Source organism: Rhodoferax sp. PAMC 29310 (assembly GCF_017948265.1).
Lineage (GTDB): Bacteria > Pseudomonadota > Gammaproteobacteria > Burkholderiales > Burkholderiaceae_C > Rhodoferax.
Genome location: NZ_CP072852.1, coordinates 1,671,795 through 1,688,036 on the forward strand (window position 1 = coordinate 1,671,795; position 16,242 = coordinate 1,688,036).

General features: G+C 59.8%; 12 protein-coding genes. 6 read left to right on the forward strand and 6 right to left on the reverse strand.

Going from position 1 to position 16,242, the window contains the following annotated elements:
• Nucleotides 1-17: 17 nt before the first annotated feature.
• The 5 genes from J8G15_RS07645 (at nt 18) to J8G15_RS07665 (ending at nt 6,101) form a co-directional block, all read left to right on the forward strand.
• Complete coding sequence (locus J8G15_RS07645) at nt 18-1,295, forward strand: D-amino acid dehydrogenase (protein ID WP_210546902.1); 1,278 nt, start codon at nt 18-20, stop codon at nt 1,293-1,295.
• A gap of 327 nt (nt 1,296-1,622) precedes the next feature.
• Nucleotides 1,623-2,867, forward strand: a complete 1,245-nt coding sequence (locus J8G15_RS07650) for a CmpA/NrtA family ABC transporter substrate-binding protein (RefSeq protein WP_210546903.1) — start codon at nt 1,623-1,625, stop codon at nt 2,865-2,867.
• Nucleotides 2,868-2,922: 55 nt separating this feature from the next.
• On the forward strand, nt 2,923-3,846 hold the full coding sequence (ntrB, locus tag J8G15_RS07655; protein WP_210546904.1) for a nitrate ABC transporter permease: 924 nt from the start codon (nt 2,923-2,925) through the stop codon (nt 3,844-3,846).
• A complete protein-coding gene (locus J8G15_RS07660; protein WP_210546905.1) occupies nt 3,843-4,676 on the forward strand; it encodes an ABC transporter ATP-binding protein in 834 nt (277 codons plus the stop codon). Before ntrB ends, J8G15_RS07660 begins: the two co-directional genes overlap by 4 nt.
• Before the next feature lie 165 nt (nt 4,677-4,841).
• On the forward strand, nt 4,842-6,101 hold the full coding sequence (locus J8G15_RS07665; protein ID WP_210546906.1) for a NarK/NasA family nitrate transporter: 1,260 nt from the start codon (nt 4,842-4,844) through the stop codon (nt 6,099-6,101).
• 207 nt (nt 6,102-6,308) lie between these two features.
• Here J8G15_RS07665 and J8G15_RS07670 read toward each other — a convergent pair whose 3' ends face one another.
• The 6 genes from J8G15_RS07670 to J8G15_RS07695 form a co-directional block, all read right to left on the reverse strand.
• Nucleotides 6,309-7,796: a potassium/proton antiporter gene (locus J8G15_RS07670; RefSeq protein WP_210546907.1), complete on the reverse strand. Its 1,488-nt coding sequence runs from the start codon at nt 7,794-7,796 to the stop codon at nt 6,309-6,311.
• Between the two features lie 242 nt (nt 7,797-8,038).
• Nucleotides 8,039-8,356, reverse strand: coding sequence for an antibiotic biosynthesis monooxygenase (locus J8G15_RS07675; RefSeq protein ID WP_210546908.1), 318 nt, complete (start codon nt 8,354-8,356; stop codon nt 8,039-8,041).
• A gap of 50 nt (nt 8,357-8,406) precedes the next feature.
• Nucleotides 8,407-8,835, reverse strand: a complete 429-nt coding sequence (locus J8G15_RS07680; protein WP_210546909.1) for a response regulator — start codon at nt 8,833-8,835, stop codon at nt 8,407-8,409.
• 117 nt (nt 8,836-8,952) lie between these two features.
• Nucleotides 8,953-10,050, reverse strand: a complete 1,098-nt coding sequence (locus J8G15_RS07685) for a HAMP domain-containing sensor histidine kinase (RefSeq protein ID WP_210546910.1) — start codon at nt 10,048-10,050, stop codon at nt 8,953-8,955.
• Nucleotides 10,051-10,361: 311 nt separating this feature from the next.
• Entirely contained in the window at nt 10,362-12,107 is a 1,746-nt protein-coding gene (locus J8G15_RS07690; protein ID WP_210546911.1) for a bifunctional protein-serine/threonine kinase/phosphatase, read from the reverse strand.
• Nucleotides 12,108-12,160: 53 nt separating this feature from the next.
• Nucleotides 12,161-13,435: a type IV pili methyl-accepting chemotaxis transducer N-terminal domain-containing protein gene (locus tag J8G15_RS07695; protein ID WP_210546912.1), complete on the reverse strand. Its 1,275-nt coding sequence runs from the start codon at nt 13,433-13,435 to the stop codon at nt 12,161-12,163.
• A 326-nt stretch (nt 13,436-13,761) separates the two neighbouring features.
• Between J8G15_RS07695 and nirB the strand changes: the two genes are divergently transcribed.
• Nucleotides 13,762-16,203, forward strand: a complete 2,442-nt coding sequence (gene nirB, locus J8G15_RS07700) for a nitrite reductase large subunit NirB (protein ID WP_210546913.1) — start codon at nt 13,762-13,764, stop codon at nt 16,201-16,203.
• Nucleotides 16,204-16,242: the final 39 nt, after the last annotated feature.

Below are 16,242 nucleotides of genomic sequence, written 5' to 3' on the forward strand. Positions count from 1 at the left end.
CCCCGAAAAGGTTATCCATGCGTATCATCGTTCTTGGCAGCGGGCTTCTTGGCGTCAGTTCAGCCTATTACCTCTCCCAACAGGGTCATGAAGTCACCGTGGTGGACCGCCAGTCCTCCCCGGCGGCGGAAACCAGTTTTGCCAACGGCGGGCAAATCTCGGTCAGCCATGCCGAGCCTTGGGCCAACCCCGGCGCGCCCATCAAGCTGCTGCAATGGCTGGGCAAAGAAGACGCGCCACTGCTGTTTCGCCTGCGGGCCGACATGCGCCAGTGGATGTGGGGATTGCAGTTTCTACGCGAGTGCACACCGGCGCGCACCCGCCACAACATTCAGCAAATCGTGCGCCTGGGCACTTACAGCCGCGACACATTGCAGCAACTGCGCCGCGACACGGGCATTGAGTACGACCAGCGCACGCAAGGTATTCTGCATTTTTACACCTCGCAAAAAGAGTTTGACGCCGCTCTGGCACCCACCGAGCAAATGCGCGAACTGGGGTGCGAGCGCAACATCGTGAGCGCCGACGAGGCCGTTCGTCTGGAGCCCACCCTGGGCCATATTCGCCCACAGTTGGCCGGTGCCACCTACACCGCCGAAGACGAGTCGGGTGACGCCAATCGCTTTGCCCGCGAGTTGGTCAAACTGTGCGAAGCCAATGGGGTGAAGTTTTTTATGAACCACACCATCACCGCCTTGCGCGAAGCGGGTGGACAGATTGACCACGTGGAGGCCACCGACAACGAGGGCCGCTTCCAGCGCCTGTACGCAGACTCATACGTGATGGCCATGGGGTCTTTCAGCCCGTTGTACCTGAAGCAGCTCGGCATCAAACTGCCTATTTATCCCGCCAAAGGCTATTCGGTCACCATGCCCGTGAAGGACGCCAACATGGCGCACCAGGTCAGCTTGACGGATGATGAATTCAAACTGGTTTTTTCACGCCTGACGCCGGTGAATGGCGACGGCACCGACCGCTTGCGCATTGCCGGCACGGCGGAGTTCAATGGCTATGACCGCGACCTGAACCGCATTCGCTGCGAAGCCATCGTCCGCCGGGTGGAGCAACTGTTCCCCGGAGCCGGCGACGCCACCCAAGCCAGTTTCTGGAGCGGCCTTCGCCCCGCTACACCCAGCAACGTGCCGCTGATCGGCAAAAGCAAGCTGCCCAACCTGTTCCTCAACACCGGCCACGGCACGCTGGGCTGGACGCACGCTTGTGGCTCCGGCAAATCCATTGCCCGCATCGTGAGTGGGTTGACGCCCGAAGTGGACTTTGCGTTTACCCAAGGCTGAGTCATGGTCGACCTTGCCAGGATGGTGCACCGCACCATCCTCGTGCTGATTCACACTTAGACAAGAAATTGACACCTAGCCCTTGTCCGATATGCGGAAGAAGCTACATATTCGATAGCAACTCACTCTCAAAAAAGTTGGCACAGTGATTGCTTAGACATTGATACGACCAAAGTAGGTCACCAGACGGGTTGAGTCCAAAGGCGGATTCAACCGGTCGATCCGGACAAAGGCGTCCCCACCTGCACGCGGCTTGCACCAAGCCCCGCGCAGCGTGAGGACGCCTTTTTTTGCTTTTCGTTTGTTTTTAAACCTTGGAGAAGACACATGACTGACTTACTCGCCAATTCACTGAGCCGACGGACTGTGCTGCAATCGGCCGCCGTGGGCGCCATCGGTATCAGCCCCGCGCTGCGCTCGGTGGTGTACGCCGGTGGCTCTGACGCGCCAGAAAAAACCGAGGTCAAGATTGGATTCATTCCCCTGACCGATTGCGCCAGCGTGGTGATGGCCTCCGTGCTGGGGTTTGACAAGAAATACGGCGTCAAGATCATTCCCAGCAAGGAAGCGTCTTGGGCGGGTGTGCGCGACAAGCTGGTCAATGGCGAACTGGACTTTGCCCACGTGCTTTACGGTCTGGTCTACGGCGTTCACCTGGGCGTGAGCGGGCCCAAAAAAGACATGGCCGTGCTGATGACGCTGAACAACAACGGCCAGGGCATCACCCTGTCCAAGGCCCTGGCCGACAAGGGCGCGGTCGATCTGGCGGGACTGGTGTCCCTGATGAAGAAAGAACCCCGCGAATACACCTTTGCCCAAACTTTCCCCACCGGCACCCACGCCATGTGGTTGTACTACTGGCTGGCCTCGGCCGGAGTGAACCCGTTCAAGGACGTGCGCTGCATTGTGGTGCCCCCGCCCCAAATGGTGGCGAATATGCGGGTCGGCAACATGGACGGCTTCAGCGTGGGTGAACCCTGGAACCACCGCGCCATCATGGACGGGATTGGTGTATCCGCTGCCACTTCGCAGGACGTCTGGAAAGACCACCCCGAGAAGGTGCTGGGCACCACGTCAGAGTTCGTCAAGAACAACCCCAACACCGCCCGCGCAGTCACCATGGCGATTCTGGAAGCCAGCCGCTGGATTGACGCCAGCCTTCAGAACAAGCTGAAGATGGCCGAAACCGTGGCGCAGAAGTCTTACATCAACACCGGGGTCGACGCCATCAACCAGCGCATTCTGGGCCGCTACCAAAACGGCATGGGCAAAACTTGGGACGACCCCAATCACATGAAATTCTTCAACGACGGCGCGGTGAACTTCCCCTATCTGTCAGACGGCATGTGGTTTCTAACCCAGCACAAGCGTTGGGGCTTGCTGGACGCCCACCCTGACTACCTCAAGGTGGCCAAGGAGATCAACCAGATTGACCTCTACAAGCAGGCCGCCTCAGCACTCAAGATCAACGTGCCCAAAGACGTGATGCGCACCTCCACCCTGATGGACGGCGTGGTATGGGATGGCAAGGACCCCAAAAAGTACGCCGACAGTTTCAAAGTCAAAGCCTGAACGACGCGGGGAGGTGCCCCCTCCCCGCCGTACCTATCCTTTCAAGGAGCACACCATGGTTAGCGCCGTATTTCACTCGCCCCTAGGCCCCGTGGCCGAGGGCATTGCGATCCCCAAAGAAAACTCATCCCGCGTGAGCACTTCAAGAGAGCCCGCGGTCACTGTGGCAACCGCCACGCCGGAGCGCACACCCTTTGACTGGCGCGCCCTCGGCATGGCCGTGCTGCCGCCGCTGCTGGGCTTTGCCTTGCTGGTCGGGGTGTGGGCCCTGGTCAGCGTGGGAACGAGCAACAGCATCCCCGGACCCCTTCCAACCTTCAAGCAAGCGGTGATACTGTTCAGCGATCCGTTCTACAGCAACGGCCCCAACGACCAGGGCGTGGGCTGGAATATTTTGATGTCGCTGCAGCGCGTGGCGGTCGGGTTTGGGTTGGCGGCACTGGTTGGCATTCCCGCCGGCTTTGTGATTGGCCGCTTTGAATTCATGAGCCGCATGTTCAACCCGTTGATCAGTCTGATGCGCCCGGTCTCGCCACTGGCTTGGTTGCCCATTGGTTTGCTGGTGTTCAAGGGCGCGGACCCGGCCGCCATCTGGACCATCTTCATCTGCTCTATCTGGCCCATGATCATCAACACCGCCGTGGGCGTGCAACGCGTGCCACAGGACTACATGAACGTCGCCCGGGTGCTGAACCTGTCCGAGTGGAAGATCGTGACCAAAATCCTGTTTCCCTCCGTCTTGCCCTACATGCTGACAGGCGTGCGCCTGGCCGTGGGCACGGCCTGGCTGGTGATCGTTGCGGCTGAGATGCTGACTGGCGGCGTAGGCATTGGCTTCTGGGTCTGGGACGAGTGGAACAACCTCAATGTGACCAACATCATCGTGGCCATCTTTGTCATTGGCGTGGTTGGCCTGGTACTGGAACATGCACTGATCAAGCTCGCCACCGCCTTCACTTTTGAGGAAGTCAAATCATGAACGAAAAACTGAACACCCATTTCATTGAAATCGCCGGAGTTGAGCAGACCTTCAAAACCAAAAAGGGCCCGTTTTGCGCCCTGCGCGACATTCACCTCACGGTGGCCAAAGGCGAGTTTGTGGCCTTGATCGGGCACTCCGGTTGCGGCAAGTCCACCTTGCTCAACCTCATTGCCGGGTTGACCACACCCACCCAAGGCACGCTCTTGTGCGCCAACCGCGAGATTGCCGGACCTGGCCCGGAGCGCGCGGTGGTGTTCCAGAACCACTCCTTGCTGCCTTGGCTCACCTGCTTTGAGAACATCTACCTGGGCGTGGAGCGCGTGTTCGGCTCCGGCAACCGCACTGGCGCCGTGGCTGAGAGCAAAGCGAAACTGAAAGAACGCACCGATGCCGCCCTGGCGCTGGTGGGCCTGACGCCAGCCGCGCACAAACGCCCTGGTGAAATTTCGGGTGGCATGAAGCAGCGGGTGGGCATTGCCCGGGCGCTGGCGATGGAGCCGAAAGTACTGCTCATGGACGAGCCTTTTGGTGCACTGGATGCACTCACTCGCGCCAAACTGCAAGATGAATTGCTGGACATCGTCGCCCGCACGCACAGCACCGTGGTCATGGTGACCCATGATGTGGACGAGGCCGTATTGCTGTCCGACAAGATCGTGATGATGACCAACGGCCCGGCCGCCACCATCGGGGAGGTGCTAAGCGTGGACCTGCCGCGCCCGCGCAATCGGGTGGCGCTAGCGGGCAGCGCGCCGTACCAGCACTACCGAAAGGCGGTCATCGATTTTCTGTACACCCGGCAAGCCCACGTCGAAAAGGCGGCCTGAACGCCCCTCGCCAACTTGGTGCGCACCTATTGGTGCAATGCACCATCATCCGGCCCTTGCGCCCACTTTCGTGGCACCAAGGGCTTTTTTTCGCCCTAAAAACTGGCACGGTTTTCGCAATACCCCTATTTATTGAATTGTTTAGTTTTATAGAGGACCGGCACCATGGCGGGATTTAAGACATTTCTAAAAAGTGGCCACGCGCCCACGCTGTTTGCAGCGTTTTTGTACTTTGATTTTTGTTTTGCCGTCTGGGTATTGAACGGCGCCATGGCGCCGTTCATTTCCGAGACGTTCAACCTGACCGCAGCGCAAAAAGGTTTCATGATCTCGGTGCCCATTCTGGCTGGCGCATTCATGCGTTTTCCCTTGGGCATACTGGCTCAGTACATTGGCCGCAAAAATGCGGCGCTGGTCGAGATGGCGATGGTCATGGGTGCACTGGCCTTTGGCTTTTTCTTTATCAGCTCCTACAACGACGTGATCGCCATGGGTGTGTTGCTGGGTATCGCAGGTGCCAGTTTTGGCGTGGCCTTGTCACTGGGCAGTGGCTCGCTCCCCCCAAAGTACAAAGGCTTGGCCATGGGCATTGCCGGTGCGGGCAACTCTGGCACTGTGCTGGCCGTGTTGTTTGCCCCGCCGCTGGCCGTGGCCTACGGTTGGCAGACGGTGTATGGCCTGGCTGGTTTGTGCATGCTGGTGCCTTTTGCCGTGATGGTCATTTTTGCCAGGGAGCCGCAAGACAGCGCCCATCAAACCTTCCGGGAGCACATTGCCTGCCTGTTTGAGAAAGACGGCTGGGCATTCAGCTTGATCTACGCCGTCACCTTCGGTGGCTTCATTGGTCTGGCCAGCTTTTTGCCCACCTACTTTCATGACCAGTTTGGGGTCAGCAAGGTCGAAGCCGGTCAGCTCACGATGCTGGCGGCGGTGATGGGTTCTGCCGTGCGTGTGGTGGGCGGCTATTTGTCGGACCGCGTCGGCGGCATCACGACCTTGAGTGGCGTTCTGCTCATGATTGCTGCCACGCTGGTGCTGTGCGGCCTGGCCGGCGCTTCGCTGCCTTTGACCACGCTCTTGTTCATGCTGTGCTTCGCCTCGCTGGGTGCGGGCAACGGGGCGTTGTTTCAATTGGTGCCACTGCGCTGGCCACTGGCAACGGCTGTCGCGGGTTCGATGATTGGTGAGATTGGCGCCGTCGGCGGAAGCTTCATTCCTTTGGCCATGGGCTTCTCCAAAGAGTACACCGGCACCTACTTGTGGGGTTTTGTCGCCTTTGCGGCCTGCGCCCTGCTGCTGCTGGCCATGTTGCGCAAAATGCAGGTTCGCTGGACGCGCACCTGGGCCGAGAAGGGCGGCCGTGCTCATGTTAGCCCTCCTGAAATGCAGGTATCGCCTTCGGCCAAGCCCGCTTCGGCGCACTAAATCCAGCCATTGATGAAGATAAAAAAAGGAGGCCTCGGCCTCCTTTTTTTATGGCGGATCCATGCCACCGGCTTCGCGAAATCTGGATTGAACCAAGTGCCTCAGAACACGTCGAATCTTGACGATTTTTCGGCAGCCAACGACCCCAACCGTGGTTCATTGGAACGAGTAGGTGGCGGCGCGCTGCCGCTTGTGCCCCGACCTCGATCAAAGGCCGAGTTTGATACCGATCTGTTTGATGTGTTGACCATCCATGACGCGCACGCTGAGCTCGGCTTCACCCAGGGTGGCGCTGTCGCCCTCGACTGGAGGGCGATCGAGCTCGTTACGCAGCCAGTGGCCAGCGCTCTGGTCGGACTCGCCCGGCACGGGCAGTCCATAAAAGGTGCAAAGGTCCATCATGGGTGTGGCCGCGTCAATGACGAAATCGCCAAATACCTGGCGTGCTTGCGCCATGTCACCCTGGTCTGGCAAGGTCACCCCCAGGCGCCGTGCGCTCCAGGCAATGGTGGAGCCTTGGAACAGCAGCGACGTGATCACCACGACAAACGCCACGTTGAAAAACGTGTGGGAGCCTGGCAAACCGGCCATCACCGGAAACACAGCCAAGACAATCGGCACCGCCCCGCGCAAACCGACCCACGAGACGAATGCAATTTCGTTGTTGGCAAAGCGCATTGGCTTCAGGCACAGCCAGACCGACAGCGGTCGAGCGACCAGCATCAAAACCGCCGAAACGCCCAGTGCTGGCCACAGTGTGCGTAACAATTCACTCGGCGTGACCAGCAAGCCCAGCAGCAAAAACATGCCGGCCTGCGACAGCCAGGCATAGCCGTCCATGGCTGAGAGCGCCGGGCGCACTTGCTTGCGCGCCCGGTTGCCCGCGATCACACCCATGGCGTACACCGCCAGAAAACCCGAGCCGCCCAGCGCGGTGGTGCCTGCGTAAACTGCCAGACCACCCGAAACGATCAACAGCGCTCGTATTCCTCCTCCGCCATCCGGGCCGCGCCCCAGCCGGATGAGCAACCACGCCAGCCCGAAGCCACTCATCAAACCCAGCGCGGCGCCCCAGCCCATTTGATGCAGCAGCGCAAGCAGCAGCGAAGCCCAATCAATTTCGGGCCCGACCATCGGGGCGGCGGCCGCGGTCAAGGCGATGCCGATCAGGCTCAAGGTCAAAAAGACTGCCATCGGATCGTTCATGCCCGACTCGATTTCCAAGGTGGCCGCCACCCGCTCATTGAGCCGTACACCCGATGATTTCAACAGTGAAAACACCGCCGCCGCATCGGTGGAGCCCACGATGGCGCCCACCAGCAGCGCCAGTGGCCAATCCAGGAAAAGCAAAAAATGCGCGGCCACCGCCGTGAGACCCGTGCACACCACGACACCCACCGTGGCCAGCCACAGCGCAGGTTTCAAACCGGTGCGAAAGGTGGTGAATTCGGTGCGCAGACCGCCGTCGAGCAGAATCACCGCCAGCGCCACGTTGCCGACCCAAAAGCTCAACCGAAAATCGTCGAATTTCAAACCACCGGGGCCATCCACCCCGGCCAGCGTGCCCACCACCAAAAAAACCAGCAGGAAGGAAAAACCCGCGCGCGCCGAAATCACACCGGCCAGCACACTGAAAAAAATCAACGACGCGGCAGCAAGCAGCGGCAAGGCAAGAAAATCAAGAGAAACAGACATGCATTGACGTTATCAGGAAGCGTGCCAGTGCGTGAGTACAGCGCGCAACAAACACAAGCTGGAACCTGTCGTTGAAATCGGTGTCGTTTTAACGCGGCGCCCATTCAATTTGAACGAGGAAGGCCTGATCAGTTTGCCCACCTAGCCCCGGGCTTCAATCCGACGCGACCCATGAAGATAACGCCCTGCTGGTGTGCCCCGACGTGGTCGGCCCGTGGCCAAGGCGGACACAGAACCAACACCTACATCTCGTACTCACGTTCGACTTTAGCGATGCGGGTTTTGAACGAGCTGTACCACTTTTGGTGCCCTAAGGCCTGCGCCTCCAGATGCTCAGCTTGCGCTTTCCACTGCTTGATGGATTCCAGGTCTTGCCAATAAGACACCGTGATGCCAACGCCATCTCTCGCCGACTCAACGCCCAGAAAGCCCGGCTGGTCGGCCACCAAGGCCATCATCCGCTCCGACATGGCGTCATAACCGTCGTCGCCCTCGGTGCGAAGCGAGGTGAAAATGACCGCGTAGTACGGCGAGGCGGGGGTATTGGCGATGGACGACATACAACTCCTTCAAAGGCTAAAAAAAGTTCAACACCTCGGTGACAAGCCCATCACGCCCAAGCCGGCTGCTCATCAGAGAGCTGAGGCTGCGTTGCCTGGGTCCGAGTCAGATGGCGCATCATGCTTCGCAGTTTCGCGGGACGAACCGGTTTGGTCAGCAGGATCAACCCAGCCTCCATGGCCGCGTGACGGACGGCGTCGTCCCTGTCCCCGCTGACCACACACGCGGCAATCGGGGTTCCCGCCAATTGGCGCAGTTTCAACACCGTGTCAACGCCGTTGAAATCGCCTAGTAGCCGATAGTCGCTGACGATGAACTCGGGCCGCATGCCCTGCGCCCACAGGGCCAAGGCCTCTGCTGCGTCACCCGCCACAATCACTTGGCAGCCCCAAGTGGTCAGCAAACCGCCCAGGGCATCGTCTTCAATCACCAACACCCGCAGCCCGGCCCATGCTGCCTGGTCTGGCGGCACAACCATTGCATGGTCTCGAATGTGAGGCGGCGCCGGCTCCAGTGGTACCTCCACAGAGAAGCGACTGCCCCTCCCAAACTGGGAGGTCAGACTCACCCGGTGATTGAGCAACTGACGGGACCGCTAAACAATACTCAAGCCGAGGCCAATGCCCTTGCGCCGATCGCGCTCAGGATTCAGAAAAAACTCCGCGAATATCGCCTCGTGGTACTGCGGAGCAATGCCAATACCACTGTCCCACACCTCAATGCGCAAGGTTGATCGCAGAGAGTCAACCCGGCAAGCCACCAAGATGAAACCGTCTGCGGTGTACTGCAGGGCGTTGCTGACCAGGTTCAACAGCACACGGTGCAACACGACAGGGTCACTATTCACCCAATAGGGCGATGGCCGAATGCGAAAGCGCAAACCCTTTTCCAGCGCCCGGGAACCGAACCCGATTTCCAGACGGTCCAGTACATTGCCAATCGCAAAATGATGGGTGAGCGGCGGCTCGGCGTGGGCGTCCAGCCGGGTGTAATCAAAGAAATCATCCAGCATTTGCTGAAGACCCCGCACGGCTTGGTCCACGCCGTTCACGATCTGACGGGTCTGTGCGTCGTGACTGACTTGGGTCAGGCGCCCCACAAACAAACCTAGCGCGTGGGCGGGTTGACGGAGGTCGTGGCTGGCAGCGGCCAGAAAACGGGACTTGGCCTGGGCAGTGGCCTCTGCCTGCATGCGGGCTTCCACAAGGGATCCTTCAAAGCGCACGCGGTGCCGATTGAAGCCAGCCGCAATCAGTGTGTAGAGAAAAAAGGCGATCAAAAAACGGCTGACTACAACCGGCGTATGTGGGTAATTGAAGGTGAAATGAGGCGCCAAAACGATCAGATAGACGCTCGACAGGCCCAAAAACCAAAGGCTGCCGAGCCAACCACTGCGCTGATCTTTGATGAAGAAAACGAGGAACGGCAGAATGAATACCCAATAGATTCCGGTCCCCTCAATGGCACCAAACACCAACAAGGCCCCAAAAACCACAGACACGCCCAGCAGCAAAAAATTTTCAGCCAATGTCACGCGCTTGGTGTGCCGCGCCAGCAGAGCACCCGGTAATAGCAGCAACAGGGCAGCAGCCAATTCGGCCACGCCCAGCCCGACCATCTTTTCCCACAAAGATGTTGTAAAAGCCAAAGGGGAAAACGATGCCCAAGGCCAGTGCCAAACCCGTTCGGACATGACGAACCTGCTCAGGCAGACCCGTCGTCTCGGGAGCCCACCACCGTGCCAGTTTGCCGATAGTCGCTCGCCAGCCGCGAACAACCGTCATAGGCCGCACGCAGACCGCAGCGGCAGCCTGACCTTGCACGGTCGATCAATACACATGGAGTTTCCTTTGGCCCTAGTCGGTATTTTTTTTAGCGCTGAGCATAGTCGCAAATCCGAGCGACGCCCAGAACGTTGAATGGCCGCAACCTGCACAATCCGACAGCCACACCGACCACTTCAAAATGAATAACAAACACCCATGAAAAAATGGGCACAGTTGATTACTTTGGCAAGAAAATCACCCAGTACACCAGCAAGAGATTGAACAGAACCGAGACCCCCAATGCGATTTTCCACAAGGCGGTTGGATCGCGCGCAATCAGCGGCGTGGCGCTGGGGGCACTCAAGGGGCGAGACGCGCCGCGCTCCAGCGCCAACAGAAACTCTTCGGCGGTCTCAAAGCGCTGGCGTTTATCGCGGGACACGGCTTTGAGCAGGACGTGGTCCAGCCAGATCGGGATTTCCGGATTGTGCCGGCTAGGCGCCGTGGGGTCGCGGTAGTAGCGCCCCACTTGGTAGGGCATGACCTCGCCATAGGGAAGGTGCCGTGTCAACACTTGGTACAGGGTGACCCCCAGTGCAAACAAGTCACTTTGCGCATCCGGCAACTCCTTTTCTGAATCGGTGGTTCCGGCTTTCAGTGAATAGCCCCATTGCTCCGGGTTGACGTAGCTTGGCGTGCCGGCGTGGAGTTGGCGCATGGAGGCCGGCTCCCGACCGCTCAGGGCGACGCCCAAATCCAGCACGCGCAGCATGCCATCGCTGCCTTGGTGCAGATTGGCCGGCTTGATGTCGCGGTGAATCACACCCTGGCGGTGCAATCGTCCCATGGCCTTCAAGGCCTGCACGCCGATGCTCAATACCTGCGTCACGCTGGACTTTTGCTTGTGATCGAGCTGCTGCTGCAAGGTCTCACCGGCATGCCAGTCGTACAGCACGTACAGAAAATTGCGGGCCAAACCCGCTGGATGCCCGGCGTGCACCTGCACCAAGTTGTCAGCGGCGCGCGAACCCTGGAGGTGCCCGCCCAACCACGCTTCGTGCGCCAGCATGGCACGCTCATCCGGGTCGTGGGCCCGGTCCGGGTGCAGGGTTTTCAGCGCGTACAGCTTTTTGCTGGCTGGATCACGCACCTGGTACAGCACATTGATGCCGCTGTCAGCCACCCGCATGGTCACGATCAAGCCATCCAGCACTTCGCCCACCGTCATCAATTGGGGCACTGTCAGCGTTTGAGCGATGCGGTCCTGATCCTGCAGCGTGGCTTCCAGCAGGCCTTTGACCCGCACCACCAGCGCACTCACGTTGTCGTCGCTGCCCGCCTTCAACGCCGCCTCGACCAAGGCCGCACTGGCATCCTGGGCGCTGCTCCCTGCCACCATCTCGGCAAAGCGTCGGTGCGCCACCTTGCCATGCACGCCGTCCGTGAGCAGCACAAAAACGTCTCCCACCACCAGGTCGCCCTGCACGTAGTCCACCACCAGTTGGTCTTCCACTCCCACGGCCCTCAGCAACTGGTGCTGAAAATCGGGGTGGTTGACCACATGGTCGTGCGTCATCTGTACCGTGTCACTCCCGCGCAGCAGATACGCTCGGGAATCGCCCACGTGGGCCAGGGTGTAAGACTGGCCCCGCAACACCAAAGCCGTGAGTGTGGTCAGGCCCATGGCTGGTTGGCGGCGCTGGTTGATGCCAGCCAGCCAACGGTTTTGAGCCGAAATGATGCGGTCCAGCGCCACCGTGGCATCCCAGGTGGCGGGTGTGCCGTAGTAATCACGCAGCAGGCTGATGACCGTCGTTTGCGCCGCCTCGCGGCCCTTGCCTCCGGTGCTGACACCATCGGCGATGGCAGCAATCGCCCCCATGTCTGCGCTGCCCGGCTCGGGCAACATGGCGCCACAAAAGTCTTCGTTGACTTCCTTGAGGCCCGCGCGCGAGGTACAACCAATGTCTAGTTCAAACGCCATGCACCAATACCCACGGTAAACACGCCCAAAATGGTGCACCGGTGTCGCACAAGTCATCCGCCCAGCATCTGCATGCTGCGCTCGTAATGGCCCGACAGCTGCTCGAACAGCTCCAGCAACTCCTCACTGGCCAGTGCCACGCGATCTTGGCCGCCCGGCTGGTTCGCTTCAGCCGCACCCGCCAGCAACTGCAGCCAGCCCTTGCCAGATGCCTCCAAGGCGTTGCGGATCTCCGGGGTGCTCAGGGGAATGGAGTCGAGGTACTGCAAAGACTGCTCAAAACTCGTTCTCGCCGCCGCCATGCCTGATTCGCAGCGCAACTTCACGTCCGCACCGCCCAGCACTTGAAGCAAGGCGTATTTGGCGTAGCGCTGCGACAACATGCGCTGGCGACCCGCCACGTTTAGGACCTGCAAAGGCGACACGGAACCCGCGTTTTCCAGACTGGTCGTCAGGCGCTCGGCCTCTTGCAGTAGCAGCTCCGCCAACTCGTCTACGTAGGTCATCTGGTCGGCACGGGGCGTGGCCTGAAGCGCGGCTTTGAGGCGGGCCCAAGTCAGCAACACCTGCGCCCGCAAGTCACCGTAGGTGGGTTTGGACAGCGTTTTTCCCAAATGCACCAAGGTGCCGTCAATGCGCAGCGTGGCTTCTTTCAAACGCTGCTGCTGGGCTGGCGCGTCAATCCCAGCCAACTGGAGCAACACCAGCTTGATGATTTGCTGCGATAGCATGCGCAGCTGCCCCGCCCGGTTCACCGACTCGGCAAACCGTGCAGACTGGATGATCTGCTGCGACACTTGGCCCAGCCGCTGGTGGCTGTGCATGGAGGCGGTGCGCAGAATCTGAAACGCGTCGTCGTCTGAGACCTGCCGGGCGCGCATGAGGATGCCCTTGGCGCGGTCCACCATTTTTCGTTCTTCAAAGCGGCTGGTGACATCGCGCAGCTCGTTGCGCAAGGCCTGCTCATGGCGAAAACGCGCCAGCGCCATCTGTGCCAGATAGCGCAAACGCTGCGGCGCATAGCTGTTCACCACATAGGCGTGAATGCCGGATTGAACCGCACGAACAATGTGCTCGGCATCGCTGTCGTTGGTGAACACGACCACTGGACGGGGGGATATCTCGGCAATGGACTGGGTCGCTTTGAACAGCGAGTCGTCCGGCAATGCGTCTTCGACCACCACCAGGTCCGGCGCGTGCTGCACCACGTCGCGTACAAAATTCTGGCGCTCAACCGTGACGCAAATCACATGGATGCCGGCTGACTCCAGGTCGAACGCCAGGGTGGAGCCGGGACTGCCATTCAGATGTACCAACGCGCTCGTCATAAAAATCCAGGAAAAAGGGTAAACAGGGTGCACCACAAGCAATTCGCGCGCCACTAGCAACATCGTGGTGCTCGCGTGCACCGAAATCGGCAGTCAACTTTGGCACGACGCTTGCTTAGTCAATATCGGGCGTGACGATGCGCCCTGCCTGAGCCAAAGCGCTCCAGGGTTGACGCGCAACGACGTGCGTCCTGTTTTTGAGAGCTCAAGCCGACTGTGCGCCCCTGTGGGCCGCAGCTTCGACGGATCCGTTTTCTCAACCCCATTTGGCGGGCAGGCATATGCAAACGCCCTGCACGCCGACGAATCGCAACTGGAGCAGCACGATGAAAAAATCGAAATTGGTTATGGTTGGCAATGGCATGGCAGGTGTCCGCACGTTGGAGGAGCTCCTCAAGGTCGCCCCCGAGCTGTATGACATCACGGTGTTCGGCGCCGAACCCCACCCCAACTACAACCGCATTTTGCTCAGCCCGGTGCTCGCCGGTGAGCAAACGCTGGACGAGATCGTGCTCAACAGCTGGGAGTGGTACTCAGACAACCACATCACCCTGCACGCCGGCAAAAAAGTGGTGTCGGTGGACCGCGTGAACCGCATCGTGCGCTCTGAGGACGGCACAGAAGCGGAATACGACCGCTTGCTGATGTGCACCGGCTCCAACCCTTTCATACTGCCCCTGCCGGGCAAAGATTTGGAAGGCGTGATTGCCTACCGTGACATTGCCGACACCAACGCCATGATCGACGCGGCCACCAAATACAAACACGCAGTGGTCATTGGCGGTGGCCTGCTGGGGCTGGAAGCGGCCAACGGACTGATGCTGCGCGGCATGACGGTGAGTGTGGTGCATGTGATGCCAACCCTCATGGAACGTCAGTTGGACAGTGTGGCGGGCAAGCTGCTGCAAAAATCACTGGAAAGCCGTGGTCTGCGGTTTTTGATGGGCGCGCAAACCCAGGAGTTGGTGGGCGGCGGTGGAGACAACGGCCAGCGCGTCAGCGCCATCAAGTTCAAGGACGGTACCGAGGTGCCAGCCGATCTGGTGGTCATGGCCGTCGGCATTCGACCCAACACTGAGCTGGCCGAGAAAATTCGCCTGCACTGCAACAAAGGCATCGTGGTGAACGACACCATGCAGACCATCACCGATGCCCGCATCTACTCGGTGGGCGAATGCGCTGCCCACCGCGGCATTGCCTACGGCCTGGTCGCGCCCCTGTTTGAGCAGGCCAAAGTGGCGGCCAACCACTTGGCGCAGTTCGGCACTGGCCGCTACCAGGGCTCGCTTACGTCCACCAAGCTGAAAGTCACCGGCATTGACCTGTTCAGCGCGGGCGAATTCATGGGCGGCGAAGGCACGGAAGAGATCGTGATGAGCGACCCCTTTGGTGGCGTCTACAAAAAACTGGTGCTCAAAGACGACAAGCTGATTGGCGCCTGCCTGTATGGCGACACGGTGGACGGAAGCTACTACTTCAAGCTGCTGCGCGATGGCCGCAGCGTGAGCGACATCCGTGACAAGCTGATGTTCGGCGAAAGCAATATTGGCGACACCGGCCATGAAGGCCACAACAAGGCCGCCGCCATGCCGGACGAGGCCGAAGTGTGCGGCTGCAACGGCGTCAACAAGGGCACCATTTGCAAAGCCATTCGCGAAAAAGGCCTGTTCACGCTGGACGAAGTCAAAAAGCACACCAAAGCCAGCGCCTCGTGTGGCTCATGCACCGGTTTGGTGGAGCAGATTCTTATGTTCACCGCCGGAGGCGACTATTCCGCCACGCCCAAGACCAAAGCCATGTGCGGCTGTACCGACCACGGCCACCAAGCAGTGCGGGATGCCATCGTCAAAAGCAAGCTGTTGAAGATTTCCGATGTTTTCAGCGCGATGGATTGGAGGACGCCCAATGGATGCGCATCGTGCCGTCCAGCCGTCAACTACTACCTGATCAGCAGCTGGCCCAAAGAAGCCAAGGACGACCCACAAAGCCGCTACATCAACGAGCGCAGCCACGCCAACATCCAGAAAGACGGCACCTACTCCGTGATCCCTCGCATGTGGGGCGGCGAGACCACCGCCAGCGAACTGCGCCGTATTGCGGACGTGGTGGACAAATACAAGATTCCTACGGTCAAGGTCACCGGCGGCCAGCGCATTGACTTACTGGGCGTGAAAAAAGAAGACCTGGTTAACGTCTGGAAAGACATTGGCATGCCCAGCGGCCATGCCTACGCCAAGGCGCTTCGCACGGTAAAAACCTGTGTGGGCAGCGAATGGTGCCGCATGGGCACGCAGGACAGCACCCAGATGGGCAAAGACATGGAGCGCGCCATGTGGCGCATGTACGCCCCCCACAAGGTCAAGTTCGCCGTGTCAGGCTGCCCGCGCAACTGTGCGGAATCCGGCATCAAAGACGTGGGCATCATTGGCGTGGACAGCGGCTGGGAGATGTACATCGGTGGTAACGGCGGTATTAAAACCGAGGTGGCGCACTTTCTGGTCAAGCTCAAAACCTCAGAAGAGGTGCTGGAATACGCCGGCGCATTTTGTGAGCTGTACCGTCAGGAAGGCTGGTATTTGGAGCGCACCGTGCACTACGTGAACCGGGTGGGATTGGCCTACATCAAGGCAAAAATTCTGGACGACGAAGCCGGGCGCAAAGCGCTGTGGGCACGGCTGCAATTCAGCCTGGACGGTGAGCCTGATCCCTGGTTTGACCACAAGGAAGCGGCCGTTGACACCCGCCAATTCGATGCCATCGGGACCTGAACGGCTTTCAACAACCTGATTAGTGACAAAAACCTGCTC

Excerpts from the sequence above, each read along its gene's own strand:
- J8G15_RS07645 (WP_210546902.1), top strand. The coding sequence starts at position 18 with ATGCGTATCATCGTTCTTGGCAGCGGGCTTCTTGGCGTCAGTTCAGCC.
- J8G15_RS07650 (WP_210546903.1), top strand. The coding sequence starts at position 1,623 with ATGACTGACTTACTCGCCAATTCACTGAGCCGACGGACTGTGCTGCAA.
- ntrB (WP_210546904.1), top strand. The coding sequence starts at position 2,923 with ATGGTTAGCGCCGTATTTCACTCGCCCCTAGGCCCCGTGGCCGAGGGC.
- J8G15_RS07660 (WP_210546905.1), top strand. The coding sequence starts at position 3,843 with ATGAACGAAAAACTGAACACCCATTTCATTGAAATCGCCGGAGTTGAG.
- J8G15_RS07665 (WP_210546906.1), top strand. The coding sequence starts at position 4,842 with ATGGCGGGATTTAAGACATTTCTAAAAAGTGGCCACGCGCCCACGCTG.
- J8G15_RS07670 (WP_210546907.1), bottom strand. The coding sequence starts at position 7,796 with ATGTCTGTTTCTCTTGATTTTCTTGCCTTGCCGCTGCTTGCTGCCGCG.
- J8G15_RS07675 (WP_210546908.1), bottom strand. The coding sequence starts at position 8,356 with ATGTCGTCCATCGCCAATACCCCCGCCTCGCCGTACTACGCGGTCATT.
- J8G15_RS07680 (WP_210546909.1), bottom strand. The coding sequence starts at position 8,835 with ATGGTTGTGCCGCCAGACCAGGCAGCATGGGCCGGGCTGCGGGTGTTG.
- J8G15_RS07685 (WP_210546910.1), bottom strand. The coding sequence starts at position 10,050 with ATGTCCGAACGGGTTTGGCACTGGCCTTGGGCATCGTTTTCCCCTTTG.
- J8G15_RS07690 (WP_210546911.1), bottom strand. The coding sequence starts at position 12,107 with ATGGCGTTTGAACTAGACATTGGTTGTACCTCGCGCGCGGGCCTCAAG.
- J8G15_RS07695 (WP_210546912.1), bottom strand. The coding sequence starts at position 13,435 with ATGACGAGCGCGTTGGTACATCTGAATGGCAGTCCCGGCTCCACCCTG.
- nirB (WP_210546913.1), top strand. The coding sequence starts at position 13,762 with ATGAAAAAATCGAAATTGGTTATGGTTGGCAATGGCATGGCAGGTGTC.